This is a genomic window from Kitasatospora sp. NPDC094028 (genome assembly GCF_049543595.1).
Classification (GTDB): domain Bacteria; phylum Actinomycetota; class Actinomycetes; order Streptomycetales; family Streptomycetaceae; genus Kitasatospora.
In genome coordinates, this window is sequence record NZ_JBMVFA010000012.1 from 35,657 (window position 1) to 61,910 (window position 26,254).

General features: G+C 75.4%; 25 protein-coding genes and 1 pseudogene. 15 read left to right on the forward strand and 11 right to left on the reverse strand.

Going from position 1 to position 26,254, the window contains the following annotated elements:
* Positions 1–12: 12 nt before the first annotated feature.
* The 5 genes and pseudogenes from ACPC54_RS19710 to ACPC54_RS19730 form a co-directional block, all read right to left on the reverse strand.
* A complete protein-coding gene (locus tag ACPC54_RS19710; protein WP_498966554.1) occupies positions 13–867 on the reverse strand; it encodes an ATP-dependent DNA ligase in 855 nt (284 codons plus the stop codon).
* Between the two features lie 105 nt (positions 868–972).
* Positions 973–1,851, reverse strand: a pseudogene (gene ligD, locus ACPC54_RS19715) (non-homologous end-joining DNA ligase); the annotation flags it as partial.
* Positions 1,852–1,937: 86 nt separating this feature from the next.
* Positions 1,938–2,279: an MmcQ/YjbR family DNA-binding protein gene (locus ACPC54_RS19720; RefSeq protein ID WP_498966317.1), complete on the reverse strand. Its 342-nt coding sequence runs from the start codon at positions 2,277–2,279 to the stop codon at positions 1,938–1,940.
* On the reverse strand, positions 2,279–2,746 hold the full coding sequence (locus tag ACPC54_RS19725; RefSeq protein ID WP_498966555.1) for a VOC family protein: 468 nt from the start codon (positions 2,744–2,746) through the stop codon (positions 2,279–2,281). The genes ACPC54_RS19720 and ACPC54_RS19725 overlap by 1 nt, the downstream gene beginning before the upstream one ends.
* 26 nt (positions 2,747–2,772) lie before the next feature.
* Positions 2,773–3,675, reverse strand: coding sequence for an AraC family transcriptional regulator (locus ACPC54_RS19730; RefSeq protein WP_498966319.1), 903 nt, complete (start codon positions 3,673–3,675; stop codon positions 2,773–2,775).
* Between the two features lie 101 nt (positions 3,676–3,776).
* Between ACPC54_RS19730 and ACPC54_RS19735 the strand changes: the two genes are divergently transcribed.
* Positions 3,777–4,361, forward strand: a complete 585-nt coding sequence (locus tag ACPC54_RS19735; RefSeq protein ID WP_498966320.1) for a pyridoxamine 5'-phosphate oxidase family protein — start codon at positions 3,777–3,779, stop codon at positions 4,359–4,361.
* A 93-nt stretch (positions 4,362–4,454) separates the two neighbouring features.
* Positions 4,455–5,858, forward strand: a complete 1,404-nt coding sequence (locus tag ACPC54_RS19740; RefSeq protein WP_498966321.1) for an MFS transporter — start codon at positions 4,455–4,457, stop codon at positions 5,856–5,858.
* Positions 5,859–5,963: 105 nt separating this feature from the next.
* Here ACPC54_RS19740 and ACPC54_RS19745 read toward each other — a convergent pair whose 3' ends face one another.
* Positions 5,964–6,359: a transglycosylase family protein gene (locus tag ACPC54_RS19745; protein WP_498966323.1), complete on the reverse strand. Its 396-nt coding sequence runs from the start codon at positions 6,357–6,359 to the stop codon at positions 5,964–5,966.
* A 475-nt stretch (positions 6,360–6,834) separates the two neighbouring features.
* Here ACPC54_RS19745 and ACPC54_RS19750 point away from each other — a divergent pair, with 475 nt between their 5' ends.
* The 6 genes from ACPC54_RS19750 (at position 6,835) to yidD (ending at position 14,323) form a co-directional block, all read left to right on the forward strand.
* Positions 6,835–7,398 carry a universal stress protein gene (locus ACPC54_RS19750; protein ID WP_498966324.1) on the forward strand — a complete coding sequence of 188 codons (564 nt, stop codon included), beginning with the start codon at positions 6,835–6,837 and terminating at the stop codon, positions 7,396–7,398.
* Positions 7,399–7,541: 143 nt separating this feature from the next.
* Positions 7,542–8,999 carry a MocR-like pyridoxine biosynthesis transcription factor PdxR gene (pdxR, locus tag ACPC54_RS19755; RefSeq protein ID WP_498966326.1) on the forward strand — a complete coding sequence of 486 codons (1,458 nt, stop codon included), beginning with the start codon at positions 7,542–7,544 and terminating at the stop codon, positions 8,997–8,999.
* A gap of 863 nt (positions 9,000–9,862) precedes the next feature.
* Positions 9,863–11,269 (forward strand): family 2B encapsulin nanocompartment shell protein, encoded by a 1,407-nt coding sequence (locus ACPC54_RS19760; RefSeq protein WP_498966328.1) that lies wholly within the window; start codon positions 9,863–9,865, stop codon positions 11,267–11,269.
* A gap of 282 nt (positions 11,270–11,551) precedes the next feature.
* The gene (locus ACPC54_RS19765) at positions 11,552–12,760 is read left to right on the forward strand and encodes a hypothetical protein (protein ID WP_498966330.1); all 1,209 of its coding nucleotides are present in this window, start codon (positions 11,552–11,554) and stop codon (positions 12,758–12,760) included.
* 91 nt (positions 12,761–12,851) lie between these two features.
* Positions 12,852–13,622: a bestrophin-like domain gene (locus tag ACPC54_RS19770; RefSeq protein ID WP_498966331.1), complete on the forward strand. Its 771-nt coding sequence runs from the start codon at positions 12,852–12,854 to the stop codon at positions 13,620–13,622.
* Between the two features lie 143 nt (positions 13,623–13,765).
* Positions 13,766–14,323: a membrane protein insertion efficiency factor YidD gene (gene yidD / locus ACPC54_RS19775; RefSeq protein WP_498966333.1), complete on the forward strand. Its 558-nt coding sequence runs from the start codon at positions 13,766–13,768 to the stop codon at positions 14,321–14,323.
* Between the two features lie 61 nt (positions 14,324–14,384).
* On the opposite strand, the gene ACPC54_RS19780 is transcribed toward yidD, so the two are convergent.
* Positions 14,385–16,748: a glycosyl hydrolase family 18 protein gene (locus ACPC54_RS19780; RefSeq protein ID WP_498966335.1), complete on the reverse strand. Its 2,364-nt coding sequence runs from the start codon at positions 16,746–16,748 to the stop codon at positions 14,385–14,387.
* A 330-nt stretch (positions 16,749–17,078) separates the two neighbouring features.
* Between ACPC54_RS19780 and ACPC54_RS19785 the strand changes: the two genes are divergently transcribed.
* The 3 genes from ACPC54_RS19785 (at position 17,079) to ACPC54_RS19795 (ending at position 19,204) form a co-directional block, all read left to right on the forward strand.
* Positions 17,079–17,720 (forward strand): methyltransferase domain-containing protein, encoded by a 642-nt coding sequence (locus tag ACPC54_RS19785; RefSeq protein WP_498966336.1) that lies wholly within the window; start codon positions 17,079–17,081, stop codon positions 17,718–17,720.
* Positions 17,717–18,460 carry a hypothetical protein gene (locus tag ACPC54_RS19790; protein WP_498966337.1) on the forward strand — a complete coding sequence of 248 codons (744 nt, stop codon included), beginning with the start codon at positions 17,717–17,719 and terminating at the stop codon, positions 18,458–18,460. The genes ACPC54_RS19785 and ACPC54_RS19790 overlap by 4 nt, the downstream gene beginning before the upstream one ends.
* Positions 18,461–18,616: 156 nt before the next feature.
* The gene (locus ACPC54_RS19795) at positions 18,617–19,204 is read left to right on the forward strand and encodes a TerD family protein (RefSeq protein WP_498966339.1); all 588 of its coding nucleotides are present in this window, start codon (positions 18,617–18,619) and stop codon (positions 19,202–19,204) included.
* Between the two features lie 80 nt (positions 19,205–19,284).
* Here the strand turns inward: ACPC54_RS19795 and ACPC54_RS19800 are convergent, their stop codons facing one another.
* Positions 19,285–20,766, reverse strand: coding sequence for a lytic transglycosylase domain-containing protein (locus ACPC54_RS19800; protein ID WP_498966341.1), 1,482 nt, complete (start codon positions 20,764–20,766; stop codon positions 19,285–19,287).
* A 503-nt stretch (positions 20,767–21,269) separates the two neighbouring features.
* Between ACPC54_RS19800 and ACPC54_RS19805 the strand changes: the two genes are divergently transcribed.
* Together ACPC54_RS19805 and ACPC54_RS19810 are read left to right on the forward strand one after the other, a co-directional pair.
* A complete protein-coding gene (locus ACPC54_RS19805; RefSeq protein ID WP_498966343.1) occupies positions 21,270–21,653 on the forward strand; it encodes a hypothetical protein in 384 nt (127 codons plus the stop codon).
* Positions 21,654–21,709: 56 nt separating this feature from the next.
* The gene (locus ACPC54_RS19810; protein WP_498966344.1) at positions 21,710–22,015 is read left to right on the forward strand and encodes a hypothetical protein; all 306 of its coding nucleotides are present in this window, start codon (positions 21,710–21,712) and stop codon (positions 22,013–22,015) included.
* 12 nt (positions 22,016–22,027) lie between these two features.
* Here the strand turns inward: ACPC54_RS19810 and ACPC54_RS19815 are convergent, their stop codons facing one another.
* The 3 genes from ACPC54_RS19815 to ACPC54_RS19825 all read right to left on the reverse strand — a co-directional run bounded on the left by ACPC54_RS19815 (position 22,028) and on the right by ACPC54_RS19825 (position 25,361).
* The gene (locus ACPC54_RS19815) at positions 22,028–23,578 is read right to left on the reverse strand and encodes an alpha/beta hydrolase (protein WP_498966345.1); all 1,551 of its coding nucleotides are present in this window, start codon (positions 23,576–23,578) and stop codon (positions 22,028–22,030) included.
* A gap of 143 nt (positions 23,579–23,721) precedes the next feature.
* Positions 23,722–24,360, reverse strand: coding sequence for an NAD(P)-dependent oxidoreductase (locus ACPC54_RS19820; RefSeq protein ID WP_498966346.1), 639 nt, complete (start codon positions 24,358–24,360; stop codon positions 23,722–23,724).
* A gap of 47 nt (positions 24,361–24,407) precedes the next feature.
* Entirely contained in the window at positions 24,408–25,361 is a 954-nt protein-coding gene (locus ACPC54_RS19825) for an EamA family transporter (RefSeq protein ID WP_498966347.1), read from the reverse strand.
* A 110-nt stretch (positions 25,362–25,471) separates the two neighbouring features.
* Here ACPC54_RS19825 and ACPC54_RS19830 point away from each other — a divergent pair, with 110 nt between their 5' ends.
* Both ACPC54_RS19830 and ACPC54_RS19835 read left to right on the forward strand, forming a co-directional pair.
* Positions 25,472–25,981: a MarR family winged helix-turn-helix transcriptional regulator gene (locus ACPC54_RS19830; RefSeq protein ID WP_498966348.1), complete on the forward strand. Its 510-nt coding sequence runs from the start codon at positions 25,472–25,474 to the stop codon at positions 25,979–25,981.
* 63 nt (positions 25,982–26,044) lie between these two features.
* Positions 26,045–26,236, forward strand: a complete 192-nt coding sequence (locus ACPC54_RS19835) for a hypothetical protein (RefSeq protein WP_498966350.1) — start codon at positions 26,045–26,047, stop codon at positions 26,234–26,236.
* Positions 26,237–26,254 lie beyond the last annotated feature (18 nt).

Here is a 26,254-nt window from a genome sequence, read left to right on the forward strand (position 1 = left end):
GGTCCGTCCGGGTCAGTCGCCGCGGAGCCGGACGAAGCCGGCGGTGGGCGGCCGCCCGGTGAGGGTGAGTTCGGCGTGCAGGGGGGTGGTGAGGGGGTGGACGGGGCCGTGGTCGGGGTCGGTGGTGGCCGGGCCGAGGTGGTGGCGCGCGGCTTCTGCGACCTCGCGGGCCTGGGGCGGGGTGAGCCGGGGGGCGGTCGCCAGGACGCGCCCGTCGTCGAGCCGGACGATCAGGGCGTGCGGCCGGTCGGCCGGGCCGGTGAGCGCGTGGACGGTGGCGTCCACGGTGTCGCTGCGGCGGTACTTGACCCACAGGTGGCCGGCGCCGCGCGGGCGGTAGGGGGAGCCGGCGGCCTTGCAGACCAGGCCCTCCACGCCGGTCGCGGCGAGCCGCTCCATCCACTCCAATGCCTCCGCCCGGTCGGTGGTCGCCATGACGGGCTGGATCGGCGGCGGGACGTCGGCGAGGGCGGCGAGCAGCAGCCGGCGGCGGTCGGCGAGCGGCAGTCGGCGGACGTCCCGGCCGGGCAGGGCGAGCAGGTCGAAGGCGATCAGGCCGAGCGCCGTGTCCGGGGCGGCGGCGCGGGCCTGACGGGTGCGCAGCAGCTCCCCGAAGGCGAAGCGGCCGCCGCGCCAGGCGACCAGCTCGGCGTCCAGCACCAGCCCCTCGGGCAGCCTGGCCACGGCGGCGGCGATCGGCGGGAACTCGGCGGCGAGGTCGCGCCCGCTGCGGGACTGCAGGAACGCGGGCTGCCCGCCCCGGGCGAAGGCGACGCAGCGGAAGCCGTCCAGCTTCAGCTCGTACTGCACGCCGGCGCCGCCCAGGCCGTCCGCGGGCGGGACGGCGGGGACGGCGGCGGGCCGCATCACCTCGACGGGCGGGCGGAGCACCTGGGCGGGGCGGGCCGGCCGTTCGGGGCGGGCCGGTGGCGCGGGGCGCGGTGCCGCGGCCGGTCGGGGCGACGGTCCGCCCGGCAGCGGCCGGGCCCGCTCCGGGTCCAGCAGGGGCGCGAACAGGTCGCCGTGCGCGGTGAGCCGCCCCGGCACGTCGGCGAGGGTGAAGGCCAGGTCCGGCTCCCGGCCGGCCCGCTCCAGTTCCTCCCAGGAGAGCGGCGTGGACACCGTCGGCTGCGGCCGGGCGCGCAGCGTGTACGGCGCGGCGGTGGTCTTCTTGGCGTTGTTCTGCGACCAGTCGACCAGCACCCGCCCCCGGCGGCGGGCCTTCGCCATGGTGTGCACGGCCAGCTCCGGGTGCTCGGCCTCCAGGGCGGCGGCGAGCGCCTTGGCGTACCCGGAGACCCGGGTGCTGGGCGTGGGCTCGATCGGGACCAGCAGGTGCAGGCCCTTGGAGCCGGAGGTCTTCACCCAGGCCGCCAGACCGTCCGCCGCCAGCCGCTCGCGCAGCAGCAGGGCGACCGCCCGGCAGGTGAGCACGTCGGCGCCCTCGCCCGGGTCGAGGTCGAGGACGAGCCGGTCGGCGAGGCCGGGCGCGGCCGCGTGCCACTGCGGGACGTGCAGCTCCAGGCACCCGAGGTTCGCCGCCCACAGCAGCGCGGCGCCGTCGTCCAGCACCACCTGGCGCAGCTCGCCGCCGCTGCTCGGCACGTCCACCGTGCGGACCCAGCGCGGGGTGCCGGCGGGCGGGTTCTTGGCGATGAACACCTCCGCCTCGACGCCGTCCGGGCAGCGCAGGAATGAGACCGGGCGGTCCCGGAGGTGGGGGAGCAGGGCGTGGTGGACGGCGGCGTAGTAGCGCAGCACCTCGCCCTTGAGGGTGCCGGTGCGCGGGTAGTACACCTTGTCGAGGTGGGAGAGGGCGAGGGTGCGCCCGTCCACCGTGAGCTGTGGCATGGGCCGCCTCCGTGGGCGTCCTGCGGGGTGGCCGGGTGGCCCCCGCAGCCAGTCTGCCGCGCGGCGGCGGCCACCGCGCCGGGAAGCTAGGCCCCGACCAGGGCGTGTGCCTGCGCGACCAGGCCCTCGATCCGCCGCCAGTCCGGCGCCGGGCCGTCCAGGTACACGCCGAGCCAGCCCCGGTGGCCGACGTACGGCGGGCGGAAGTACCGCGCCGGATCCTTGGCGACGAACCGTTCCTGCGCCCCGCCGGGGGCCGCGCACCAGAACGCCAGCCGGTCGTCGTGGTGGTGGTCGGAGAGGGTCACGAACACCCGGGCGCGGCGGCCGGTGCCCGCGAACCAGGTCGGCTCGCCGTGGCTGGTCCGCTCCTCGACCTCCGGCAGCGCCAGGCACAGCGCCCGCAGCCGTTCCACCGGGGCGGACATCACGAGGACGGGGCCGGCCGGGGCGCGCCCGGGTAGGTGCCGAAGGACCAGCGGTTGCCCTCCGGGTCGGCGGCGGCGAAGTCCCGCGAGCCGTAGTCCGTCTCGGTGAGGCCCATGGTGATCCGGGCGCCGGCGGCGACGGCCCGCGCGTGCACGGCGTCCGGGTCGGCGGTGACCACGTACGCGGTGAAGCCGCCGGGGCGGCCCGGCCACGGCTCGGCGCCCTCGGGCGTCGGGCGGTCCGAGCCGAGCATCACGCCGCCGCCCTCCGGCCAGGCCAGCTCGGCGTGCGCGACGAAGTCGCCCTCGCCGTAGCTGACCACCTCCTGGAAGCCGAAGGCGTCGACCAGGAAGCGGATCAGGGCCCGGGCGTCGGTGGCACGCAGGGCGGGCCAGACCTGCGGGGCAGGGGCAGGGGCAGGGGCAGGGGCAGGGGCAGGGGCGGCGGCGGGGGTGGTGGCGTCCATGGCGCTCGACTCCTCGGGTGGGGCGGTCACTCCTGCCACTGTGCGCCCGGCCCGCCCGCGCCGCCTTGGACGTTTCGGAACCTGCCCTCTTCCGGGCCCTCCGCCGCCAGCCACGCGCTCGGCGGCAGCCCGGCCAGGGCGCGGAACTCGCGGGCCAGGTGCGCCTGGTCGAAGTACCCGCAGCGGACGGCCAGTTCGGCCAGTCGGGGCGGCGGGGAGACGGCCGCCAGCAGCCGCCGGGCCCGGTCGAAGCGGATCACCCGGGCGGCGGCCTTCGGCGTCAGCCCGGTCTCCCGGCGGAACCGGTCCTGCAGGTGCCGGGCGCTCCAACCGGTCTCCCGGGCCAGTTCCGCCACCGGCAGCGCGCCGCCGCTGCGCCGCAGCGCCCGCCAGGCCCAGGCCACTTCGGGCGGCACCCGCCCGGACGGCCGGGCGGCCCGCAGCAGTGCCCCGTCCAGCACGGCGAACCGCTCCGGCCAGTCGCGGGCCGCGCGCAGCCGTTCCCGCACCTGCGGGGCGAGCCGCCCGAGCACCTGCTCGGCCGGGACGTCGATCCCGGCCAACTCCCCGGCGGGCAGCCCGAACAGGGCCCGCGCGGCGAGCGGGTGCACGGCGACCTGCACGCCCGACTGCGCGCCGTCGTGCCTGATCAGCGCGGGGCTGGTGTGCAGCCCGCCGAGGAGCGTCCGGTAGATTCCGCCCGGCTGGGCGGGATCGGGGTGGCCGGTGATCACCAGTGGTTCGTCGAGGGTCAGGATGAAGGTCAGGTACGGGGAGGGCAGGCCGCGGTGCACGGCGGGGGCGAGGCCGCGTTGCCGGTAGCCGGAGTACCAGGCCAGGTAGGGGCGCAGCGCGGTGGCGGGCCGGGCACGCACGGCCTCGTCGACCGTTCCGTCGGCTCCGGGGGCTCGGGTGGCTTCGGTGCTCACCCTTCCAGTATCGGCGGCGCCGGAGCGGCGGGCACCTGACGGACCGTCTCAGTTGTCGGAACATTCTTTCTTACCTAGCGAGACAAGGACACCATCGCCTCATGGGAAAGCAATACGAACGCATCGACGGCAGGCTGCGGGAGTTCATAGAACGGCAGCCCGTCTACTTCGTCGCCACCGCGCCGCTCGCCGCGGACGGCCACGTCAACATCTCGCCCAAGGGGCGCTCCGGCACGCTCGTCGTGCTCGACGAACTCACCCTCGCCTACCTGGACTTCGGCGGGTCCACCGCCGAGACCCTGGCCCACCTGCGGGAGAACGGGCGGATCACCCTGATGTGGACCGCCTTCGAGGGCCCGCCGACCGTGGTGCGGGTGCACGGCCGCGGTGAGCCGGTCTTCCGCGACGACCCGCGCTTCGCCGACCTGCTCGGCCGCTTCGACCCGGCGGTGGACGGCGCGGGCCTGCGGGCGATCGTCCTGGTCGCGGCCGAGCGGGTCAGCGACTCCTGCGGGTACGCGGTGCCGCTGATGGACTACCGCGAGGACCGCGACCTGCACGCGCGGTACTTCGAGCGCAAGGACGAGGCGGAGTTCAACGCCTACTGCGAGCGCAAGGAGTACGTCGGCACCAGCATCGACGGCCTGCCGGCCCTCCCGCTGCCGCTCCCGCCCCGGCCCAGTTGACCGGCCGTCAGGCTCTGACCGGTCTGGACCTCTCACGGAAAACCGCTGGTGCGAACGGGTCGGTGTGATGAGTTTCGACTCCCGTGACCGCCGATGACTGATCGACTGCTGGACCGGGCCGAGCCGGTCGCCGGGGCCGGGCTGTGGTCGCGTCCGCACCGGGCGGCGACCGCGGGGTTCGCCGCGGTGATGGTCCTCACCGGGTTCGCCGCCTTCGCGGTCGTCCCGACGCTGCCGGTGGCGGCGGGTGACCTGGACGCGGTACCGCTGTATCCACTGGTGGCGGGGAGCTTCGTCGCCGCGAGCCTCTTCGGCGGCGTGCTGGGCGGCAGTTGGGCGGACCGCGCCGGGCCCCGGCGCCCGCTGCTGGCGGGCGTGCTGCTCGGGGTGGTGACGCTGGTCGTCTCCGGGACGAGCGCCACGGTCTGGCAAATCGCCGCCGGGCGGTTCCTGGACGGCGTGGCCGCCGGGATGGCGGCGGTGGCGGTCAACACCGCGATCGCGCACACCTATCCGGGGAGGCTGAAGGCGCACGCGCTGTCGCTGATGAGCGCCTGTTGGATCGTCCCGTCACTGGCCGGGCCGCCGCTCGCCGGGCTGGTGACGTCCTGGTGGTCGTGGCGGGCGGTGTTCCTCGGCCTGGCCGTGCTCACCGCCGTGGCGGTGCCGGCCGTGCTGCCGCTGGTCCGCGGGGTGGGCGGGGCCGGCGGGGTCGGCGAGCCCGGCGGGGCTCCGGACGAGGGCGCGGTCCGTCCGTCCCTCGCCGTGGCGGCGGCCGTGAGCGGCGGCGCGGCGCTCGCCCAGTACGCCGTCTCGGTCTCCGGCTCGGGGTTCGGCGCGGTCCGTCTGGCCGCCGCGGCCGCCGGATTCGGCCTGCTGCTGGCCTTCGCGCCCCGGCTGCTGCCGGGCGGCACCTGGCGGGCGGCGCGCGGACTGCCCGCGACCGCGCTGCTGCGGGCGCTCGGCTCGGGGACGTACTTCACCCTGGAGGTCTTCGTCCCGCTGATGCTGGACACCGAGCGCGGGGTGCCCGCGGCCGTGACCGGCCTGGCGTTCAGCGGGGCGGCCGTGGCCTGGGCGGGTGCCGGCTGGGTCCAGGGGCATCTGCTGGAGAGCCGCCCCCGGCACCGGGTGCTCGCGGCCGGGATGGCGGTCTGCGTGGCGGCGGCCGTCCTGGCCGCGGTCGGCAGCCTGCCCGGGGTGCCTCCCGTGGTCGCCGGCTCCTCGATGGTGGTCGCGGCGGTCGGTATGGGGGTGGCGGCGCCGAGCGTGACCCTGCTGTCGATCGCGCACAGCCCGCCCGAACGGCAGGGCCGTACCGGCGGGGAGATGCTGACCGCGCAGAACCTCGGGCAGGTCGGGGTGATGGGTCTCGCGTCCGTGCTGTTCGGCCTCGGGGCGGGGAGCGACGGCGCGTACACGGGGGTGTTCGTGCTGCTCGCCGTTCCCGCCGCCGTCGCCGTGGCGCTCGCGGGGCGGGCCCGGCAGGGCGGCTGAGGCCGGGCCCGCGCGGCTGCGGCCGGAGGGTGCGGGCACGACGAAGCCGCCGCACCCCGGACGGGATGCGGCGGCTTCGTCGTACGGCGCTGCTCGCGCGCGGCCTTACTTGGTCAGGCCGGCCTTGACGGAGCAGATGGGCCAGGCGGTCGGGCCCTGGGCGGCGAGGACCTTCTCGCCGATGGAGATCTGCTGGTCCTTGGTGGCCTGGTTCGCCTGCGCGGCGTAGGCGGTGCCACCGAAGGCGGCCCAGGTGCTGGAGGTGAACTGCAGGCCGCCGTAGAAGCCGTTGCCCGAGTTGATGGCCCAGTTGCCGGTGGCCTCGCAGTCCGCGACCTTGTCCCAGACGGTGGCGGGCGCGGCGGAGGCGCTGGTGGCCGTGACGAGGCCGGCCACCGGCAGGGCGGTGAGCGCCCCTGCCATCAGAGCCATCCGGACGCGGTTGCGGCGCTTCGGGGTGGCAGTGGTGGTGGCAGCGGCGGTCTCGTTACGGAAAGTCATGAAGTTCCTTTCGGAGGGCGTCTGCGAGCACGCGGAACCAGGCCCTCGGAAGGCCGCGGTTTCGGGGACACGTGACTCGCTCGGTCCGGCACCTCGTCCGGCTCCGGGGCGGTGAGGCCCTGCGGGAGCGGATCGCTCGGTGCAACGGGTTCGAAGGTACGGGGGTGGTTGTGGCGGTTTCAAGGATTCGGAGGTTTACGCACGTCAGCGGGGTGTTACCGGGGGTAAGGATCAAGGAAATGTGGCGATTTGGCCCGTTTTGCACCTATTTCCAAGATCAAACCACTCCCGGAAGTGGCCCGGGTCACGCGGACGGCGGTGTGAGGCCGCGCACATCGTCGACAGCGCGTGACGGCTCGCCCGCCCCCGGTGCCGAATCCGCCCGCCCGGCCGCCGCCCGGGGTGGCCCGCGCCACAGCCCTCACCCGGAGTGCCCGCCGTGGCCACCCACCGTGGCGGGCATAGCCTCGACGCCATGAGCAACGAGAGCGATGCGGCGGACGCGGAGGCGGTCGGCGGTGCGGTCGGCGGGGCCCGCGGGGCGGGCACCGGCGGCGCGGCCGCCCACGACCCGGAGGCGGTGGTCGCGCCCACCGGCTTCGAACTGGGCACGGACGGCCCCCGGGTGATCCTGGCGGGCCTGGACGGCTCCGACTCCTCCTGGCGGGCCACCGCCTACGCCGCCGGACTCGCCCGCCGGCAGGGCGCCCTCCTCGCCGTCGTCTACGTCCAGCCCGTCCTCGCCGCCGCCACGGCACTGGCCGGGGCCGTGGTGGAGGAGACCACCCAGGAGATCGCCGAGGAGCTGCTGGCCGCGCTGCGCGAGGCCGAGCACCGGGTGCGCGAGGTGTGGCGGGTGGACTGGCAGTTCCTGACCATGCGCGGCGACCCCTATACCGGCCTCGCCAAGCTCGCCGACGAGCTGCGCGCGGACGCCGTCGTGGTCGGCGTCTCCGAACAGGCCGGACACAAGGTGATCGGCTCGGTGGCCGTCCGCCTGGTGAAGGCCGGCCGCTGGCCGGTCACCGTCGTCCCCTAGACCCCTCCAGTCCCTGGGGCCCCTCCGGTCCCAGGGGTCCCAGGGGACGCCCGGGCCCCGGGCGCCCCGGGGATCCCGCAGGCCGCGCGGGGTGCGAGCCCGCCCGCCGGGCGGGGGTCGGCCGGCGGGTAGGGTGCGTGACCATGACGGACACGCCGGGCGCGCATCCCCCCGGGCCGGCCCGCCCCACCGGCAGCGACCTGCACCTCGACCTCCCCGCCACCGGCGGCCGCCGCGCCGCCCTGATGACCGCCCTGCGCGAGGCGATCCGCAGCGGACGGCTGGCGCCCGGCACCCGGCTGCCCCCCTACCGCGCGCTCGCCGCCGACCTCGGACTGGCCCGCAACACCGCCGCCGAGGCGTACACCGAACTCGTCGCCGAGGGCTGGCTCACCGCCCGCCAGGGCTCCGGCACCACCGTCGCCGAGCGTGCCGCGCCCGTTCCGCCCGCCCGGGCCCGCCGGCCCTCGACCCGCCCCGGGCCGGTGCACGACCTGCGCCAGGGCCAGCCCGACGCCGCCGCCTTCCCCCGCACCGCCTGGCTCGCCGCCGCCCGCCGCGCCCTCACCGCCGCGCCCAACGAGGCCTTCGGCCCGGGCGATCCGCGCGGCAGGCGCGAACTGCGCACCGCCCTCGCCGACTACCTGGCCCGCGTCCGCGGCGTGCGCACCGACCCGGACCGGATCGTGGTCTGCTCCGGCTTCGCCCACGCCCTGCGGCTGCTCTTCGACGGCTCGGCGCCCGTCCTGCCGCCCGCCGAGCAGGGCCCGCTGGCCGTCGAGGCGTACGGGCTGGGCTACCACCGCGCGCTGCTGGCCGCCGCCGGGGTCGCCGCCCGTCCGCTGGCGATCGACGAACAGGGCGCGCGGGTCGACGAGTTGGCGTGCCACCCGGACGTCCGGACGGTGCTGCTCACCCCCGCCCACCAGTTCCCGACCGGCGGCCCGCTGCACGCCGCCCGCCGCGCCGCCGCGATCGACTGGGCGCGCGGCCGCGGCGGGCTGGTACTGGAGGACGACTACGACGGCGAGTTCCGCTACGACCGGCAGCCGGTCGGCGCCCTCCAGGGCCTCGACCCCGAGCGGGTCGTCTACCTGGGCAGCGCCAGCAAGAGCCTCAGCCCCGCGCTGCGGCTCGGCTGGATGGTGCTGCCGGACCACCTGGTCGACCGGGTGCTCGCCGCGAAGGGCGAACGGGAGGGCTGGGCCAGCGCCCTGGACCAGCTGACCCTCGCCGAGTTCCTCGCCTCCGGCGGCTACGACCGGCACGTGCGCCGGATGCGCCGCCACTACCGGGAGCGCCGCGACCGCCTGGTCGCCGCCCTCGCCGCGCACGCCCCGCACGTCGAGGCGACCGGCATCGCGGCCGGGCTGCACGCCGTGCTGCGGCTGGAGCCCGGCACCGAGCGCTCGGTGCTCAAGGCCGCCGCCTACCGGGGCCTCGCCGTCGAAGGGCTCGCCGACTACCGGCACCCGGCGGCCGGACCGGAGGCGATGCCGGTCGTCGACGGCCTGGTGGTCGGCTACGCCACCCCGCCGGACCACGCCTACCCGGCCGCGCTCGCCGCGCTCTGCGCGGTGCTGCCGCCACCGGTCCGGTAGGAGGGGTCCGGCGCATCGCGGCCGGACGGGCGGACGGGCGGGCGCCGCGTCGCCGGCCCGGGCGCCCCGGCCGTGCCCGCCGGGCCGGTGCCCGAGGGGGCGGAGGAGCATAGGCCTCCGGGCGGGGTGCCGGGGCCGGAACCCGTGCTGTGGGTCCGGTCCGTCCGCCCGCCGCTCATGCGTCGGTACCGATCCTGGCCGAAGGGGGCCACACGGGCGGCGTCGACCCTCTATGCTGCATGGGCATGTGCAGGACAGGTCGGCTCCGGCCGTCCGGTCCGCACGCCCCGACCGCCCGTCGGGTGCCGGCCACCCCCGTACCGGCACCCGGCGGGCTTCCGGCGTTTGCGCCGCCGGGCCGAGCCACCGCCCGATCCGCCCGCCGATCCGCCCGCCGATCCGGCCGCCGGGCCGCTCTCCGGCCCGCCGTCCGGGCCCTCGCCCGCCCCGCCTTCCCGTTGGCGCCACCCGGTGCTCCGTGCCCGGAGGGTGGGCGGCAACCGGCTCGTCGGCGTGCCGGGTTGACGGTGGCCGCCGCCGCGCGCGGCCGGGCCGTTCCGGCCGGGCGGCCGTTGGTGGCGCCGGGCCGCGGCGGTGCCCGGATGATGTTGTGCCCGCCCCGCCAACTCGGGCCGGACCGTGCGAGATTCACCCTATCGGGGGGTACTGGGCCGCCGTGCGGGTCCAGTCGGGTTCTGGTGATCTAGGGTTCCGGATGGGCCGCCGCGAGACGGCGGCCGTACTCGCGAAATGCGCCAACACCCCCACTGTCCAGCGGATCTGATGATCCGTGATGGCACCTGCCCAGGGCACCGTACGGCCCTGGCCGCGTGTCCCGACCTCACGAATGGAGACCCCTGCCGATGTCCGTGGACACGAGCCCGGAGACACAGCAGGACCGGCAGCAGAGCCTTGCGACGGCCGCCGCCCGCAACCTCGCCACCACCACCAAGTCCGCGCCGCAGATGCAGGAGATCACCTCCCGCTGGCTGCTCAAGGTGCTCCCCTGGGTGCAGGCCAACGGTGGTGCCTACCGCGTCAACCGGCGGCTCACCTACACCGTGGGCAACGGCGTGGTGGAGTTCATCAAGACCGGCTCCCAGGTCCGCGTGATCCCGCAGGAGCTCGGCGAACTCGCCCTGCTGCGCGGCTACGAGGACGACGAGGTGCTCACCGCCCTCGCCGACCGCTGCCGGCAGCGCGACTTCGGCCCCGGCGAGGTGCTCACCACCCAGGGCGAGGCGGCCGACCAGATCTTCCTGATCGCGCACGGCAAGATCAACAAGATCGGCACCGGCAAGTACGGTGACGAGACCGTGGTCGGCGTGGCCGGCGACGGCGACCGCTTCGGTGACGACGCGCTGCTGAACCCGGACGCCACCTGGGAGTTCACCGCGAAGACCGCCACCTCCGGTGTCGCCCTGACCCTGAGCCGGGCCGACTTCGCCCAGATCCGGGACAACGCGCCGAGCCTGCAGGAGCACCTGCAGAACTTCCTCTCGCTGCCGCTCCAGGCGCAGAACGAGCGCGGCGAGGCCGAGATCGCCTTGTCGGCCGGCCACCACGGCGAGTACGAGCTGCCCGGCGCCTTCGTGGACTACGAGCTCAAGCCGCGCGAGTACGAGCTGAGCGTCGCCCAGACCATCCTCAAGGTCCACACCCGTGTCGCGGACCTGTACAACCAGCCGATGAACCAGATCGAGCACCAGCTCCGGCTGACCATCGAGGCCCTGCGCGAGCGCCAGGAGCACGAGATCGTCAACAACCCGGAGTTCGGCCTGCTGAACAACGCCGACTTCGACCAGCGGATCCAGACCCACTCCGGCCCGCCCACCCCGGACGACCTGGACGAGCTGCTCAACCGCCGCCGCGACCCCGACTACCTGCTCGCCCACCCCAAGGCGATCGCCGCGATCGGCCGGGAGCTGAACGCGCGCGGCCTCTACCCGCACCACGTCGACCTCGGCGGGCAGCAGGTGCCGGCGTGGCGCGGGGTGCCGATCCTGCCCTGCAGCAAGATCCCGATCACCAAGGAGAACACCAGCTCCATCATGGTGATCCGGGTCGGCGAGGACAACCAGGGCGTCATCGGCCTGCACCAGACCGGCATCCCGGACGAGTACCAGCCCTCGCTCTCGGTCCGCTTCATGGGGATCGACGAGAAGGCGATCATCTCGTACCTGGTCAGCGCCTACTACTCGGCCGCGATCCTGGTGCCGGACGCGGTCGGTGTGCTGGAGAACGTCGAGATCGCCCACCGCCGCCACTGAGCGGGCCGGTCGGTGCGTGCGGGCCGTAACCGGTCGGCGTGAAGATCGTTTTTCTTGATGACGGACGGCCCGCCCCCGGCGGCGGGCCGTCCGGCTGATTCCTGTGGCGTCCCCTGGTCGCTTGCGAGGGGGCGCATCACCCATGGTCGTATGCGACCGATTTTGATCGGGATTTGACCGCTTTCGCCCTCCTCGCGCGAGCGGAGATCTGCGTGAGCCGGCGAAGCGAGCGCCCGGAGACCCCCGCCGCGTGACCCGAGACCCGAGAGGTGTGTGGAGCCCATGCCGCAGCGTCGGCAGTTCCGACGGATACCGCTGCACGGCGGCGGGACCGCGGCCCCCGGGCGTCGGGTGCGGCTGGCCGGCGCCACGGTCGGCGTGATCGCGATGTTCGCGCTGGTCGGCGGAGCGACCGCGAACGGCGCCGAGCGGCACGGCGGGCACCACGGCCCGGCCGTCGACACCTGCGTGTGCAGCGAGACCGACGTGTCGACGGAGGTCGGCCCGGGCGGTGGCGTGGACGTCGGCGTCGACGTGGACGTCCAGGTCGAGGTCACCGTCGACCCGAACACGGGAGAGCGCCACCACGGGCCCCGGCCCCCGCACGGCCACCACCACTGCCACCCCCGCCCAAGCGTCGGCGACGACGAGCCGACCGCGCCGTCCGCGCCGTCCCCCTCGGCCTCGGCCGGCCTCCGGCACCAGCCGGGGCGCTCGGACGACGAGGGCGGCGACGAGGGGGAGCGCGGTGACCACGACGGGCACGGTGACCACAACGGGCACGGTGACCACGGCGGGCACCACCACCATCACCACCATCACCACCCGCACCCCTGCCCCAGCCCGACGCCGACCCCGACGCCGAGCGCGACCCCGCCGTCGACCCACTCGCCGTCACCGAGCCCCACCCACACGCCCAGCCCCACTCCCACTCCGACGCCCACCCGGACGCCGACCCCCACGCCCACGCCCACGCACTCGCCGAGCCCGCGGCCCACCCCCACGCCGCCGCCGCCCTCGCCGACTCCGCCGCCACCCAGCCCGCCGCCGCCCGCGTCCCCGGCGCCGCCACCGCCTGTGCCGGTGCCCGTGCCGCCCGCGCCCGCAGCCCCCGCCGCGCCGCCCGCACCCGCCCCGGCGGCCCCGGACCCCGCGGCGCCCGCCCCGGCAGCCCCGCCGCCGGTGCCCGCCGCCCCGGCACCGCCCGCCGCCCAGGCGGTCACCGCGGCCCCCAGCCCGGCCCCGCCGAGCCCGGAGCGCCCGAGCCCGCTGTGGCCGACGCCGTCCGTGCGGCCCGTGCACCGCGCCCCGGCGGCCAAGCCGCTGCCGGTCGCGAAGCACCACCACGCCGCCCCGGCGACCACCACGATGCTGCTGGTCACCGTGCCCGCCGTGCTGGCGGCGGCCGCCCTGCGGCCGGGCCGTGGCCGAGGCGGCAGCGTCGGCGGCCGCGGAGGCGGCGCCGGTGACGGTGGCCCCGCGCAGTCCTGATTCCCCCCGGGGCCCGGGGGCGGCACCGCCGTCCCCGGCCGCCCCCGAGTTCCGCGTCACGTCATGAGCCAAGCCAGAGAAAGGAGTTCCCATGTCCGAGTGGGTGGCCTTGGCCATCGCCATGGCGGCGGCCTGTGCCGTCGTGGTGGCGGTGGTGCTGCTGAGGCACCGCAGGGTGGGTGCCGGGAAGAACAACCACGAGACCCCGGACGTCATCGAGTACATCACGATGATGATCGGGGTGGTCTACGCGATCGTCCTCGGCCTCGCCATCGCCGGGGTCTGGGAGGCGCGCGGCGCCGCCCAGGACGACCTGTTCCGCGAGGCGCAGTCGCTGCGCGAGGTGAGCGACCGGGCGGTGGTCTACCCGGCGGAGTTCCGCGACCAGGTCCGCGCCGACGTGGACGGCTACGTCACGTACGTGGTGAACGTCGAGTGGGACTACATGGCCGAGCACGGCGACCTCACCGACAAGGGCGGCCAGCTGCTGGACAAGCTCCAGAACGACGTGGCCACCCGGGCGCCGGCCTCGGACCTGGAGTCGCAGGCCTACCAGCCGATCATGGACCGGATCGGCCAGGCCTCCGACGCCCGCGACCAGCGCGGCCAGAACGCCGGGCCGACGATGCCCGGGGTGGTCTGGTTCGGTCTGATCACCGGCGCGGTGGTGACCGTCGGCATGCTGTTCGCGCTGCAGATCCGGCGCACGCCGCGGGAGTTGATCCTGGCGGGCTGCTTCAGCGCGCTGATCGCCTTCCTGCTGTTCATGATCTGGGACTTCGACGATCCCTTCTCGCGCAGCGTCTCGGTGACCACCCAGCCGTTCGTGGACCTCTTTCCCTCGCTCAACCTGAAGGACTGAGCGGGCCCCTGACCTGCGGGGACCTCACCCGCGGAGACCTGGACCCACTGGGATCCGGGCGGATCGTCCTCGGATAATCTTGCCCGGATTTCCGGGGGTCGGCGGTCGGTCCCCGGGCGAGGCCATCGAGGGGATCGTCAGCAGTGTCCAGCCCGACGCCGGAGTTCGGCGCCCACGTCCAGTACCCGCCCGAGCGCCCGAAGCGGGCCTGGTGGTGGCTTCCCGCGGCGGAACGTGACCGGCGGCGCAAGCAACGCCACCAGTGGGAGCTGTACCGGCGCGCCGCCCGCAAGGCCGAGCCGGCCCGGAAGGGCGACCGCAGGGACGACGGCTGCCTGGACTGCTGCGGCGACGCCTTCTGCGACATCGCCAGCCCGTGCATGATCGCGATCATCCCGGTGATGCTGGCGTCCGGCGTCCGCTTCGCCCTCACCGGCGCGCGCGGGCGACGCGCCGCCGACCCGGCCGCCCCCGCGCCGGGCGGGTTCGCGGCCCGCGTGTTGTACGGCGCGGTGCGCTACTACCGCACCGAGGTCAGCCCCCGGCGGCCGGCCTGCTGCCCGTACACGCCGTCCTGCTCGACGTACGCGGTGCGGGCGCTGCACCGGCACGGCGCCCTGCGCGGGGCCCGGTTGACGGCCGGCCGGCTGCTGCGCTGCCGTCCCGGCCGGGGCGGCTCGGACCCGGTGCCGCAGCGCTGAGGACGGGCGACGGCCCGCGCGGACGCCTCCGCGCGGGCCGTCGACGTTCACTGATGGACCGTCAGTGCAGGCTGGCGTCCATCGAGTTGAGCATGGTGCCGGAGGCGTCGTCGTTCTCCAGGGAGAACGCGAACAGGCCGCCCAGCCCCTTGTTCCTGGCGTAGGCCCCACGGGCCTGGACGGCCTGCGGGGTGTCGCCGGTCCAGAAGTCGGTGCCGTCGTAGACCCAGCTGCTCTCGGTGACCGGGTCCCAGTGGGTCTGCGCGGCGCTCGGGTTGAGCTCCTTCCAGGCGGCCAGCCCGGCCTCCTGGCTCAGCTGCTTGGCCGCGGTCGGGCCGGTCGCGCTCTGGTACAGGCCGTAGTTCGAGCCGGCCGGGACGCCCGTCCAGCCGCGCCAGTAGAACGGGATGCCGAGCACGATCCTGTTCGCCGGGAAGCCGCCGGGGATGCCGTACTCGGACAGGCCGGTGGTGTACGCGGCGAGCATGGTGTCGACGTTGTACTTGAGGGTGCCGGGCTTGATCGGCGTGGTCGGGTCGGCGGGGCTGTCGTGCAGCGGGTCCTGGTGGTTGGTCGGGCCCTTGGCGTCCCAGGCGCCGTGCATGTCGTAGGACATGACGTCCGCGTAGTCCAGGTAGGCGCCGATCTTGTCGGTCTCCAGCTGGGCGATCTTGTCCTGGCCGCTGGGCAGCGCCGCGCTCAGCAGGTAGCGCTTGCCCTGGGCGGAGCCGAGGGCGTCCAGCTGGGTGCGGAACTCCTTCAGCAGCAGGGTGAAGTTCTGCTTGTCGGCGGGGGAGTAGTGGTTGCCGGTGTGGCCGCCGGCCGAGCCCGGGTACTCCCAGTCCAGGTCGACGCCGTCGAAGATGCCGGCCGCCGAGGCCGGGCCGCCGGAGGCGTCCCCGGCGACGCCGGTCGGCAGGTTGCCCTTGAGGAACATGTCGAGGCAGGAGGAGACGAAGGTCTTCCGGGAGGCGTCGGTGGCGGCCGCGTCGGAGAAGTACTTGGAGTACGTCCAGCCGCCGATCGAGATGGTGAAGCGCAGGTTCGGGTACTTGGCCTTGAGCTGGCGCAGCTGGTTGAAGTTGCCCTTGAGCGGCTGGTCCCAGCCGTCGGTGCTGCCGTCCACGCTGTTCCCGGCGCCGAAGCCGCTCTGGTAGTCGGCGTAGGCGTCGCCCGCGCCGTCGCCGGCGTTGGGGTTCGACTCGTTGGCGGAGTCGGAGGCCTTCACCGCCTGGAAGCAGGTGAACTTCGTCGGGTCGATGTTGGCGAAGGCGTAGTGGACGACGTCCAGCTTGTTCGCGGCGCCGCTGGTGTCGACGTTCTTCGGGTAGTAGGCGTTCTCGTAGACGCCCCACTGGTCGAAGTAGGCCGAGCGGACGGGCTGCTGGGCGGGCGCGGCGGCGGTCGTGGTGCCGACCGGCGCGGACTGGGCGGAGGCGTGGCCGCCGGAGTAGCCCTGGACGCTAAAGGTGTAGGCGCGGCCGGGCAGCAGCGAGCTGACCGCGACCGAGGTGCCCATCGAGGTGGCGACCGGCTGCCCGTTGGACCACACCTTGTAGGCCACCGGGCCGTCCCCGGTGGAGAGAGTGGACGGTTGCCAGTTCAGCACCACGGCGCCGGCGGTGACCTTGCTGACCGTCAGGCCGGTCGGGGTGGTGACCTTGCCGTCCCCGGCCGGGCCGCTGGCGGTGGCCGTCGCGGTCGGCGAGGCGGTCGGGCTCCCGGTAGCGGTCGGGCTGCCGGAGGCGGTGGGGCTCGTGGAGGCCGTGGGGCTGGTCGAGGCGGTCGGGCTGGTGGACGCGGTCGGGCTGGCCGAGGCGGTGGGGCTGCCGCTCGCCGTGGGGCTGGCGGAGGAGGTCGGCCCGGCCGGGCCGGTCAGGGTGAGGTCGTCGGCGTAGTAGCTGCCGGTGCCGTACCAGCCGTGGGTGTAGACGGTGACCGAGGTGGTGCCCGCGCCGGTGGTGAAGGTGCTGCTCAGCCGGCTCCAGCCGGTGCCGCCGGGCGTCCAGGACGAGGAGTCGACCCCGGTGCCGGTGGCGCCCAGGTAGACGTAGCTGCCCTGCACCCAGCCGGACAGCGTGTACGTGGTGTTGGGCTGGACGGCGACGGTCTGCCGGCACTGCGCGGTGTCGGAGCCGGACGCGGCGCCGCTGAGCGCGTGGCTCCCGCCGTGCACCGGGGTGGTGACGACGGAGCCGTTGGCGCAGGTCCAGCCGGCCAGGGTGCCGGTCTCGAAATCGCCGTTGACCAGCAGGTCGACCGGCGCGGCCGAGGCCGGGCCGAGCGAGAGGGCGAGCGCGGCGCCGCTGGTGGTGAGCGTGGCGGCCAGGGCGAGGGCGGTGGCGCGGCGGCGCCGGTCGGCCCGGTGCCCGGCGTGCGCGCGGGCGGGCCGGTCGGGCCGCGGGGGCAGGACGCGGTCGTGCATGCGGGGTGTCCTCCGGATGTGTGGGGGTTCCGGCGGTGCGTGGCCCGGGCGGGCCGAGGGAGCCGGCCCGGGCGCGGTGGGGGGCGCGCGGGCGGGGTGGGGCGGGTGTCGCGGGTCGACGAACGGTGCGCGGACGCGGCGGGCCGGCCGGCCCGTTCGTGCCACGACAGAACAGATTGGACTGGACCAATATTCGGCGTCAAGAGTGCCTGCCGTACCGGCCGTCCACGCCTGACCAGGTGTCCACCCGCCGGACCGGGGCGGACCGGGGAACCGGTGGCCCGGTAGGTTGACCCGTACCGAGCAGGCCCGCCGAACGGAGGAGGCGCCATGGACAGTCAGGACTGGGACGACCGCTACGCCGCGAGCGAACTGGTGTGGGGCGCCGAGCCCAACCGGTGGGTGGTCCGCGAACTGGCCGGACTCACCCCCGGCCACGCCCTCGACCTGGCCGCCGGCGAAGGCCGCAACGCCATCTGGCTCGCCGCCCGGGGCTGGGACGTCACCGGTCTGGACTTCTCCGCCGTCGCCCTGGAACGCGCCGAACGGCTCACCGCCGACCTGCCCGACGAGGTCGCCGACCGGCTCACCTGGCGCCACGGTGACGCCCGCACCCTGGAGGCCCCGGCAGACGGCTACGACCTCGTCCTGGTCGCCTACCTGCAGCTGCCCGCCGGGGACCGCCGCACCGCGCTGCGCCGCGCCGCCGACGCGCTCGCCCCCGGCGGCACCCTGCTGGTCGTCGGCCACGACCTGACCAACCTGGCCGAGGGTGTCGGCGGCCCGCAGGACCCGGCGGTGCTGTTCACCCCCGACGACGTCCTCGCCGACCTCGCCGGCCACGGCCTGCGCACCGTCCGCGCCGAGCGCGTCCACCGGCCGGTCGGCGCCGACCCCGGGCACCGCGAAGGCGGCGGGAGCGGCCGCGACGCGATCGACGCGCTGGTCCGGCTGGAGCGGGGTGCCGTATGACCGGCGCCCAGGACCGGACCTCACTGCCCCGGACCGCACTGCCCCGGACCTCACTGCCCCGGACCGCGCTGCCCCGGACCGCGCTGTCCCGGCGCACCCTGCTCGCCGGCCTGGCCGTCGCCGCCCCGCTGGCGCTCGCCGGCTGCTCCTCCTCCGACAAGAAGGACAAGGGCGACAAGAAGGGCAAGGACACCCCGGTGGCCAAGGCGAGCGACGCCGGCCACGAGGCCTTCGTGATGATCATCCGGCACGGCGAGAAGCCCTCCGGCGACACGCCAGGCCTGGACGAGAACGGCAAGCACGACGGCAAGTCCCTCACCCAGCGCGGCTGGGACCGCGCCAAGGCGCTGCCCGGCCTGTTCGTCCCGCCCGCCGCCGGGCTGCGCACCCCGGCCCGGATCCTCGCGGCCACCGACCAGGGCCCGCTGGCCGGCGGCCACCGGATGCGGCAGACCGTCACCCCGCTCGCCGCCAAGCTCGGGCTCACCCTCGACCTCGGCTACGCCGAGTCCCAGGAGAGCGAACTGGCCACCGCCGCCCTGGCCGGGGCGCAGCCGGTGCTGATCTGCTGGGAGCACTCGCGGATCTCCCGGATCGTCGAGGCGCTCGGCGCCGCCGGCAGTGGCGCACCCGCAGCCTGGCCGGACCGGTTCGACCTGGTGTGGGTGTTCTCCCGGCCGGCCGGCGGGGCCTGGACCTTCCAGGAGGTGCGCCAGCACCTGCTGGAAGGCGACGCCTGATCGGCCCCGGGCCGGTCGGGGCCGGGCGGGCCGCGGCCGGGGGTGAGACGGGAGTGGTCGGAGGGTAGGGTCCGGGAAGGGCCGTCCGATGATCGAATCGTCACAGCGGTGCCGTGGATGCGCGGCAGTCGGCGGCAGGAACGAGGAGGGCGCGGAATGAGCGTTTCGCTCGCCAAGGGGCAGAAGATCAGCCTGGAGAAGGCGGGCGGTGGGCGGCTGAGCGTGGTCCGGATGGGCCTCGGCTGGCGGGCCGCGCAGCCCAAGGGGTTCTTCGCCAAGCTGCTCTCCGCCGGCCAGCAGATCGACCTGGACGCCTCGGCCGTGCTGTTCGCCCAGGGGCGCCCGGTGGACGTGGTGTTCTTCCAGCACCTCACCAGCGACGACGGCTCCGTCCGGCACAGCGGCGACAACCTGGTCGGCGGCGCCGGCGACCAGACCGACGACGAGTCGATCACCGTCGACCTGACCAGGATCGCCGCCGAGGTCGACCAGATCGTCTTCACCGTCAACTCCTTCACCGGGCAGACCTTCCAGGAGGTCGAGGCGGCCTTCTGCCGCCTGGTCGACGAGACCACCGGCGCCGAGCTCGCCCGCTACACGCTGACCGGCGGCGGCCCGTACACCGCCCAGATCATGGCCAAGGTGCAGCGCACGCCGGACGGTTGGCAGATGGCCGCGATCGGGCAGCCGGCCAGCGGGCGCACCTTCCAGGACCTGATGCCGGAGCTGGTCAAGCACCTCTGACGCACGACGAAGGGCCCGGCCGCGTGGCGCGGTCCGGGCCCTTTCGCGTGGCTGCGGCGGTGCTCAGCCCACCTGGTCGCTCACTTCGTCGGCGTGGCCGAGGGCGAGAGCGAGGCACTGGGGGTGCCGCTCGCCGCCGCGCTCGGGCCGGCCGTGGTGGTGGGCGTGGCGGTGGCGCCGGGCGTGGCCGTGGTCGTGGCGGTGGGGCTCGGGCAGCCGGTGGGCGTGCCGGTCGGGGTGCCGCTGGGCGTGGCGGACGGGCCGGCGGACGGCGTGGTGCTCGACGTCGCGGTCGGGGACGGCGAGCCGGTCGGCGTCGCGGTGCCGCTCGGCGTGGCCGTGGTCGTGGCGGTCGGGCTCGGGCAGCCGGTGGGCGTGCCGGACGGGGTGCCCGAGGGCGTCGTGGTCGGCGTGGCGCTCGGCGACGGGCTGCCGCTCGGGGTGGCCGAGGGGCTGGCGGACGGCGAGGGCGAACCGGACGGCGTGGGCGTGGTGCTGGGCGTGGGCGTGGTGCTGGGCGTGGGTGTGGTGGTCGGCTGCGCCGAGGGCGAGGGCGCCGTGCTCGGCGTCGGGCTCGGGGTGTCCGGGGTGGTGGGCTGCGGCGCCGGCGCCGTGCCCGTGCCGCCGTCGCCCGAGCCGGTGCCGGCGCCGGAGGGCCGGGTGAACGGCGAGGGCAGCGGGATCGGGGCGGAGCCCGTGCCGTCCGGGACGGTGCTGATCGTGCCGCTGCCGAAGTGGGCCATCCAGTTCTTGACGGTGCGCAGGTACTCGGTCGAGTTGTTGTAGCTGAGGATCGCCCGGTCGAGCTGCGCCGGGTCGGAGAGGTCGCGCCCGCCCGCGCACAGGTAGCGGCCGGCCGCCTCGGCGGCGTCGAAGATGTTGTTCGGGTCGGCCTTGCCCTTGCCGGTGGTGTCCACGCCCCAGGTCTCCCAGGTGGACGGGATGAACTGCATCGGCCCGACCGCGCGGTCCCAGCGGGGATCGCCGTCGTAGCGGCCGCCGTCGGTGTCGGGTATCGCGGCGAAGCCGTTGCCGTCCAGCACGGGGCCGAGGATCGGGGTCAGGGTGGTGCCCGCGGCGTCCACCCGGCCGCCGTTCGCCTGCCCGGACTCGACCTGGCCGATCGCGGCCAGCAGCTGCCACGGCAGGTGGCAGCCCGGCGAGCGCTGCGCCAGCGAGGCCTCGGCCTGGCGGTAGGCGGCGAACACCGTGGCGGGCAGCGACGCGCCGGTGGCGCTGAACGGCCCGGCCACCGGCGCCCCGGGCAGGCCGGGCAGCGCGGGCAGGGTGCCGGGCGGCTGCGGCAGCTGGACGGTGCCGCCGCCGTCCGCGGGGACGCGGGTGCCGGTGCCGGGCGTCGCGGAGCCCGTGACATCGCCCTGGGCGGAGGCGGCCGTGGCGGAGTCCGCCGCCGCGACCGGGGCCAGCCCCAGGCCCGTCACCTGCGACCCGGCCAGCGCGGCCAGCGCGGTGAAGGCCGCGGCCGTACCGGTGACCCGCTTGCCGAGCCTGACTTTGCGCCCGCCTCCGGCGCTGCCGAGACTGCCGAACTTCGCCGCCATGTGGTGCCCCTCCCCGTTGCCGCCCGGTCCTCTCCGGAACGGTTGAGCCGTCGTCATCGTGCCGCGCCGTGGGCGGCCGGCACGCTCCGCCGGATGATTAGTATCACGACCATCTGACAGTGGCGGAGTGCCTGCGGTGAACTTCCGGCGGAGACGCCGGGGTGGTCGCCCCTGCCGTCCCCAGGACCCCTCGGGGGAACAGGAGTTGGCCGGGGGCACAACGGAGGCGGGCCGGGCGCTCCGGCGGGCGGGAGGGCGGCCCGGGGCACGGAGGTGGTGCGTGCGCGTCGTTCCGTGCCCCCCGGCGGCGCCCGCCGCCGGCCGTGTGACCAGCCGGGATGTCCGCCGCCCCGCCGGCCGTCCCTAGCAGGACGGTGACCCCGGCGCCAGGGGACGGCCCCAACTCGGCCCTGGACGGGTGACGTTCCGGTGAAAGTGGGCATGCCAGCGCGGGGTGCCCGGCAAGCTGTGCCCCGATGGCGATGCGGATGGAGGGCCGGACCGTGAGTGCGAACCTGCCGGAGACCGTGGCCGAGGGGTCGGTCGTCCTGCCGGCGCCTCCCCGGGTCGTGGACGATCTGGCCCGGGACCTGACCCAGGCCGCCGCGGCCGTCCGGGCGGTCTCGCGGATCTGCCGGGGCGGCGGGGACGTCTCCGTCGCCGCGTACACCGCCGTGGTCTGCACCGGGCGTTCGGCCGCCCGCGCCCTGGAGGAGGCGGCCGCCTGGTGCCGCCAGGCCCCCGAGGCCGAGGTGCACTCGCTGGCCTGGGCCCGCGTCCCCGGCCACCGGGAGGACGTGCACGAGTACCGCGTCACGCTGGCCGTCAGCTTCCCCGACGAGGAGACCGGCGAGCACACGGGGGACACCCACCACTCCTGCCGGTAGCGCGGTCGGGTCCGCGCGACACCGCCCCCGGCCGCGGAGGCCGTACCATCGCACCCATGGTCGACGGGGATACGAACCACATGAACGGGAACGCCCACGAAGCGGCGGAAGGCGGCGGCGGGGAAGGCGAGTTGTCGCGGCCCGCCGCCGTCGTGGTCACCGTCCTGGCCGCCGTGTGCGGGGCCGCGGTGATGCTGGCGTTCCTCAGCTGGCTGGGGTGGAGGGTCCCGCTGGTCGGCGTGCTGGTCGCCAAGGGCGGGATCAAGCTGGCGGTCGGCGGCTTCGCCGGGCTGGCCGCCGCGTTCGCCTGGCTGCGCACCCGGCTCCGCGCGGGAAAGCCGGGGCCGCCGCCGGAGCGCTGACCCGCCGGGGCGTCAACCCGCCTGCGGGGAGGGGCAGGTGAGGTCGTGCTCGGGGGCGCGGTCGGCCAGCAGGTACTGCTCGACCACATCGGTGACGCAGGTGTTGGCCGTGGGGTACTGGCCGTGGTCGCCGTTCCCGGTGACGGTGACCAGCCGGGAGCCGCGCAGCGCGCGGTGCGCCCCGAGGGCGGCCTCGTAGTAGGTGGCCGGGTCGTGCACCGAGTTGAGCATCAGGGTGGTCGGCAGGTGGGCGCCGGTGATCTTCACCTTGGGCGCCGGGCCGGTCGGCCAGGCGGCGCAGACCGCGCTGAACGCGAGGGTGCGCGCCCCGGCCAGCGGGTAGCGGGCGGTCAGTTCGGCGCCGCGCTCGATCCAGGTGTCCAGGCTCCGGTCCCACGGGGTGTCGGAGCAGGTCACCGAGAAGTACTGGGCCAGGAACTCGGGGCTGAGGTACTGGCCGAAGACCTTCCCGGCCAGCGCCTTGGCCGCCGGGGTGGCGGCCTGCCAGTCGTCGACGGCGGTCAGCGCCTCCGCCAGGTAGTGGAAGTTCGCGGCCTCGTAGATCGCGCCGATCGCGCCGTTGTCCAGCTGGTTCGGGGCGATCGTCAACGAGCCGTCCACGATCGGCCGGTCGTGCAGGCCGGCCCGGACCCGCTCCCAGTGCGCCCGGACCTCCTCGGCCGTCGAGCCCCAGTGGTAGGTGGCGTCGCGGGCGGCCAGCCAGGGCACGAAGTCCTCGTCGAAGCGGCGCTGGAAGCTCATCGGCTGGCCGAGTTCGAACCGCTCCCAGGTGCTCTCGAAGCCGATGTTGCTGTCCAGCACCATCCGCTCGACCCGGTGCGGGAAGAGCGCGCCGTAGTAGGCGCCGAGCATCGAGGCGTAGGACGGTCCGTAGTAGCTGAGCTTGCGCTCGCCGAGCAGGGTGCGGAACAGGTCGATGTCGTGCGCGCTCTGCTCGGTGTTCAGGAAGGGCAGCAGGTCGCCGCTGTTCTTCTGGCAGCTCTCGGCGAACTTGCGCGCGTTGGCGACGACCCGGTCGGTCGCCGCGGGGGACCGGTCGCGGTAGTCGCCGGCCAGGAACTCCTGGAACTCCGCCGGGGTCTGGCACACCGCCCGGGTGCCGTCGCCGGTGCCGCGCTGGTCGAAGCCGACGATGTCGTACGCGGCGGCGACGGCCGGTGCCGAGGTGGCCAGGCCGGCCGGGCGCAGCCGGCCGTTCTGGGCGCCGGGGCCGCCGGCGGCGATCATCAGCGCGCCCTTGCGCTTGGCCGGTTCGGTGGCGCGGTGCCGGGAGACGGCGATGCTCAGGTCGGCCCCGGCGTCGGGGTGGTGCCAGTCGCGCGGGACGGTCATGGCGGCGCAGTCGAGGGCCGGTTGCCCGGCGCAGGGCTGCCAGTTCAGCGTCTGCGCGGTGTAGCGGGCCGGGACCGGACGGGCGTCGCCGGGGTCGCGGCCCGCGTCACGGCTGTCGGCGTGGGCGGCGGTGGGCACGGCCAGGCCGGCGAGGACGGCGGCGGCGACGGTCAGGGCGGCGCGCCGGCTGCGGGATGCGGTGGTGTTCATGGGAATGATCCTTCCCGCCGTGGTCCTGACGGTCGATCAAGCACGCGCCCCTGTCCGGGGTGGTGCTGGGTACACCCCGTTCGGGGCGGGCGCGGGGCGGGTGCGGGGGCGAACGCCGGGTGCCGGGTGCGGCGGGTGCCGGTTCAGTAGGCGGCGGTGAAGCGGGCGCGGCGGTGCGCGGGCCGCTCGGCCTCGTCGAGCAGGGCGACGGCCAGGTCCTCCATGGAGATCGCCGAGTTCCCGTCCGCGTCGACGAGCAGTTCGTCCCGGCCGATCCGGAACCGGCCGGTGCGCTCGCCGGGCTCCAGCAGCGCGGCGGGGCTCAGGTACGTCCAGTCGACCTCGGACTCGGCGCGGTAGAGGTCGAGCTGCTCGCCGCAGGCCAGCGCGATCGGCCGGATGTCGGCCGGGAAGCCGGGGTCCTCGACGACGGTCGTGCCGCCTGTGCCGGGGACGGTCAGGCTGCCCGCGCCGCCCACGGCGAGCAGCCGCACGCCCGTCCCGGCGAGGCCGGCCAGCAGGCCGCGGGTGGCGGCGGGCAGTTCGTGCTCGCTGCCGGGCGCGGGCCGGGTCGCGGTGATGATCAGGTCCTGCCCGGCGGCGGCCCGGGTGACGGCCTCCGCGTCGCGGGCGTCGGCCACGGCGACCGCGACGGCCGGTGGCAGGTCGTGCGGCTTGGCGCGGTCCCGGACGACGGCGGTGACCTCGTGGCCGCGGGCCAGGGCCTCGGTGACGACCCGGCTGCCGACGCTGCCGGTGGCGCCGAAGACGGTGATGCGCATGGGTGACTCCTCGTGCTCGGAAGGGGTGGTGGCGGTGCGGGCGGGGCTCAGGCGCGTTCGCGGACGGGCGGGGGCGCGTCCTCGGTGCCGAGTGCGGGTGCGGCTGCGGGTTCCGGTTCGGGCCCGGGCGGGGGAGCGGCGGCCGCGCGGGGCCGTTGGATCTGGGCCGCGATCAGCGAGCCGAGCACGATCAGCGCGCCGAGCGCCTGCAGCGGTGAGAGGTCCTGCCCGAGCGCCAGCCAGCCGAGCGTGGTGGCGACCACCGGGCTGAGCAGCGAGAGGAAGGAGACCGAGGTCGGCGGGAGGGCGCGCAGGCCGCGGAACCAGAGGGCGTAGGCGATCGCGGCGCCGATCAGGCTGAGGTAGGCGTAGCCGAGCAGGTTCTGGCCGGTGAGGTGGGCGGGTGGCGGGCCCTCGACGAACAGGGTGACGGGTGCGAGCATCAGTCCGCCGGCGGTGAGCTGCCAGCCGGTGGTGGCGAGCACCGGTGCGGGGGAGGTCCAGCGCTTGGAGAGCACGACGCCGGTGGCCATCACCAGGGCGCCGCCGAGCGCGGCGACCACCCCGATCATGTCGAGGTGCGCGTTGGCGCGCAGGACGAGCAGGCTGACGCCCACGACGCCGGCGATGCCGGAGAGCACGGTGCGCAGGGTGAGCCGGTCGCCGAGCAGGGCGGCCGAGAGCCCGGCGGTGACCAGCGGTTGGACGGCGCCCACGGTGGCCGCGACCCCGCCGGGCAGGCGGTAGGCGGCGATGAACAGCAGGGCGAGGAATATCCCGATGTTGAGCGCGCCGAGCACGAGCGAGCGCCACCACCAACTGCCCTTGGGCAGGCGGCGGGTGAGGGCGATCAGCAGCAGGCCGGCGGGCAGGGCGCGCAGGGTGGCCGCGAGGAGCGGGCGGTTCGGTGGCAGGTATTCGGTGGTGACGAGGTACGTCGATCCCCAGACCGCGGGGGCGACGGCGGTCAGCAGCACGATTCCGAGGCGTTGTCTTAGCACTAAGCCAATGTATCTCAGCGCTAAGGTATTTTCCACAGGACTGGACCTGTGTGGTGGCCCACAGTTACCTGAGCACTAAGGAAACTTCGGGTGTCGCCTACCCTGGAGCGGTGACAGATCATGTGGACCGCGTCGTCGCGCAGTGGGGTGCCGAGCGCCCCGACCTGGACGTCTCCCCGATGGAGGTGTTCGGCCGGCTCAAGCGCCTGCACCGGCTGGTGAGCGGCGAACTCGACCGGACCTTCGCCGCGCACGGCCTCGACGCCCCCTCCTTCGACGTCCTCGCCACGCTGAAGCGCAGCGGCCCGCCCTACCGCCTGACCCCCACCGGACTGATGCAGTCCGCCATGGTGACCTCCGGCGCCATCACCCAGCGCCTCGACCGCCTGGAGGCCCGCGGACTGGTCACCAGGACCCGCAGCGACCAGGACGGCCGCAGCCGCGAGGTCGCCCTCACCCCCGAGGGCCATGCGCTGATCGAGCGGGCCCTGCCCGACCACCTCGCCACCGAGCGGCGCCTCCTCGCCGGCCTCGACGAGGCCGGCACCGCCGCCCTGGTCGAGAGCATGCGCGCCATGCTCACCGCCCTCGGCGACGTGAACGGCCCGCCCGAGCGGTGACGCGGTGCCGGGTGGCGGTAAACCAATTGCCCGGCCGGGCGGGCCTCCCCTTGGATGGGCGCCATGGAAGACCCGATCTGGACCGCCCTGCCCGCCGAGGCCCGGGACGAGGTGGACGCGAACCTGCGCATCCGCCGCTTCGTCATGGCGATGAAGGTGATCCGCGACGCCTCGCCCGCGCCGGCGCCCGGCCTGCCCGCCTGTACGGACCTGGTCGCCGCGCGGTACGAGGAGCTCGGCCTCGGCCGGCCCTGACGGCGTCGAGCCGCCGGC

Excerpts from the sequence above, each read along its gene's own strand:
- pdxR (WP_498966326.1), top strand. The coding sequence starts at position 7,542 with ATGACGGACACGCCGGGCGCGCATCCCCCCGGGCCGGCCCGCCCCACC.
- ACPC54_RS19815 (WP_498966345.1), bottom strand. The coding sequence starts at position 23,578 with ATGAACACCACCGCATCCCGCAGCCGGCGCGCCGCCCTGACCGTCGCC.
- ACPC54_RS19785 (WP_498966336.1), top strand. The coding sequence starts at position 17,079 with ATGGACAGTCAGGACTGGGACGACCGCTACGCCGCGAGCGAACTGGTG.
- ACPC54_RS19780 (WP_498966335.1), bottom strand. The coding sequence starts at position 16,748 with ATGCACGACCGCGTCCTGCCCCCGCGGCCCGACCGGCCCGCCCGCGCG.
- ACPC54_RS19750 (WP_498966324.1), top strand. The coding sequence starts at position 6,835 with ATGAGCAACGAGAGCGATGCGGCGGACGCGGAGGCGGTCGGCGGTGCG.
- ACPC54_RS19725 (WP_498966555.1), bottom strand. The coding sequence starts at position 2,746 with ATGGACGCCACCACCCCCGCCGCCGCCCCTGCCCCTGCCCCTGCCCCT.
- ACPC54_RS19795 (WP_498966339.1), top strand. The coding sequence starts at position 18,617 with ATGAGCGTTTCGCTCGCCAAGGGGCAGAAGATCAGCCTGGAGAAGGCG.
- ACPC54_RS19745 (WP_498966323.1), bottom strand. The coding sequence starts at position 6,359 with ATGACTTTCCGTAACGAGACCGCCGCTGCCACCACCACTGCCACCCCG.
- ACPC54_RS19735 (WP_498966320.1), top strand. The coding sequence starts at position 3,777 with ATGGGAAAGCAATACGAACGCATCGACGGCAGGCTGCGGGAGTTCATA.
- ACPC54_RS19720 (WP_498966317.1), bottom strand. The coding sequence starts at position 2,279 with ATGTCCGCCCCGGTGGAACGGCTGCGGGCGCTGTGCCTGGCGCTGCCG.
- ACPC54_RS19790 (WP_498966337.1), top strand. The coding sequence starts at position 17,717 with ATGACCGGCGCCCAGGACCGGACCTCACTGCCCCGGACCGCACTGCCC.
- ACPC54_RS19740 (WP_498966321.1), top strand. The coding sequence starts at position 4,455 with ATGACTGATCGACTGCTGGACCGGGCCGAGCCGGTCGCCGGGGCCGGG.
- ACPC54_RS19810 (WP_498966344.1), top strand. The coding sequence starts at position 21,710 with ATGGTCGACGGGGATACGAACCACATGAACGGGAACGCCCACGAAGCG.
- ACPC54_RS19770 (WP_498966331.1), top strand. The coding sequence starts at position 12,852 with ATGTCCGAGTGGGTGGCCTTGGCCATCGCCATGGCGGCGGCCTGTGCC.
- ACPC54_RS19760 (WP_498966328.1), top strand. The coding sequence starts at position 9,863 with ATGTCCGTGGACACGAGCCCGGAGACACAGCAGGACCGGCAGCAGAGC.
- ACPC54_RS19765 (WP_498966330.1), top strand. The coding sequence starts at position 11,552 with ATGCCGCAGCGTCGGCAGTTCCGACGGATACCGCTGCACGGCGGCGGG.
- ACPC54_RS19800 (WP_498966341.1), bottom strand. The coding sequence starts at position 20,766 with ATGGCGGCGAAGTTCGGCAGTCTCGGCAGCGCCGGAGGCGGGCGCAAA.
- ACPC54_RS19820 (WP_498966346.1), bottom strand. The coding sequence starts at position 24,360 with ATGCGCATCACCGTCTTCGGCGCCACCGGCAGCGTCGGCAGCCGGGTC.
- ACPC54_RS19710 (WP_498966554.1), bottom strand. The coding sequence starts at position 867 with ATGCGGCCCGCCGCCGTCCCCGCCGTCCCGCCCGCGGACGGCCTGGGC.
- ACPC54_RS19835 (WP_498966350.1), top strand. The coding sequence starts at position 26,045 with ATGGAAGACCCGATCTGGACCGCCCTGCCCGCCGAGGCCCGGGACGAG.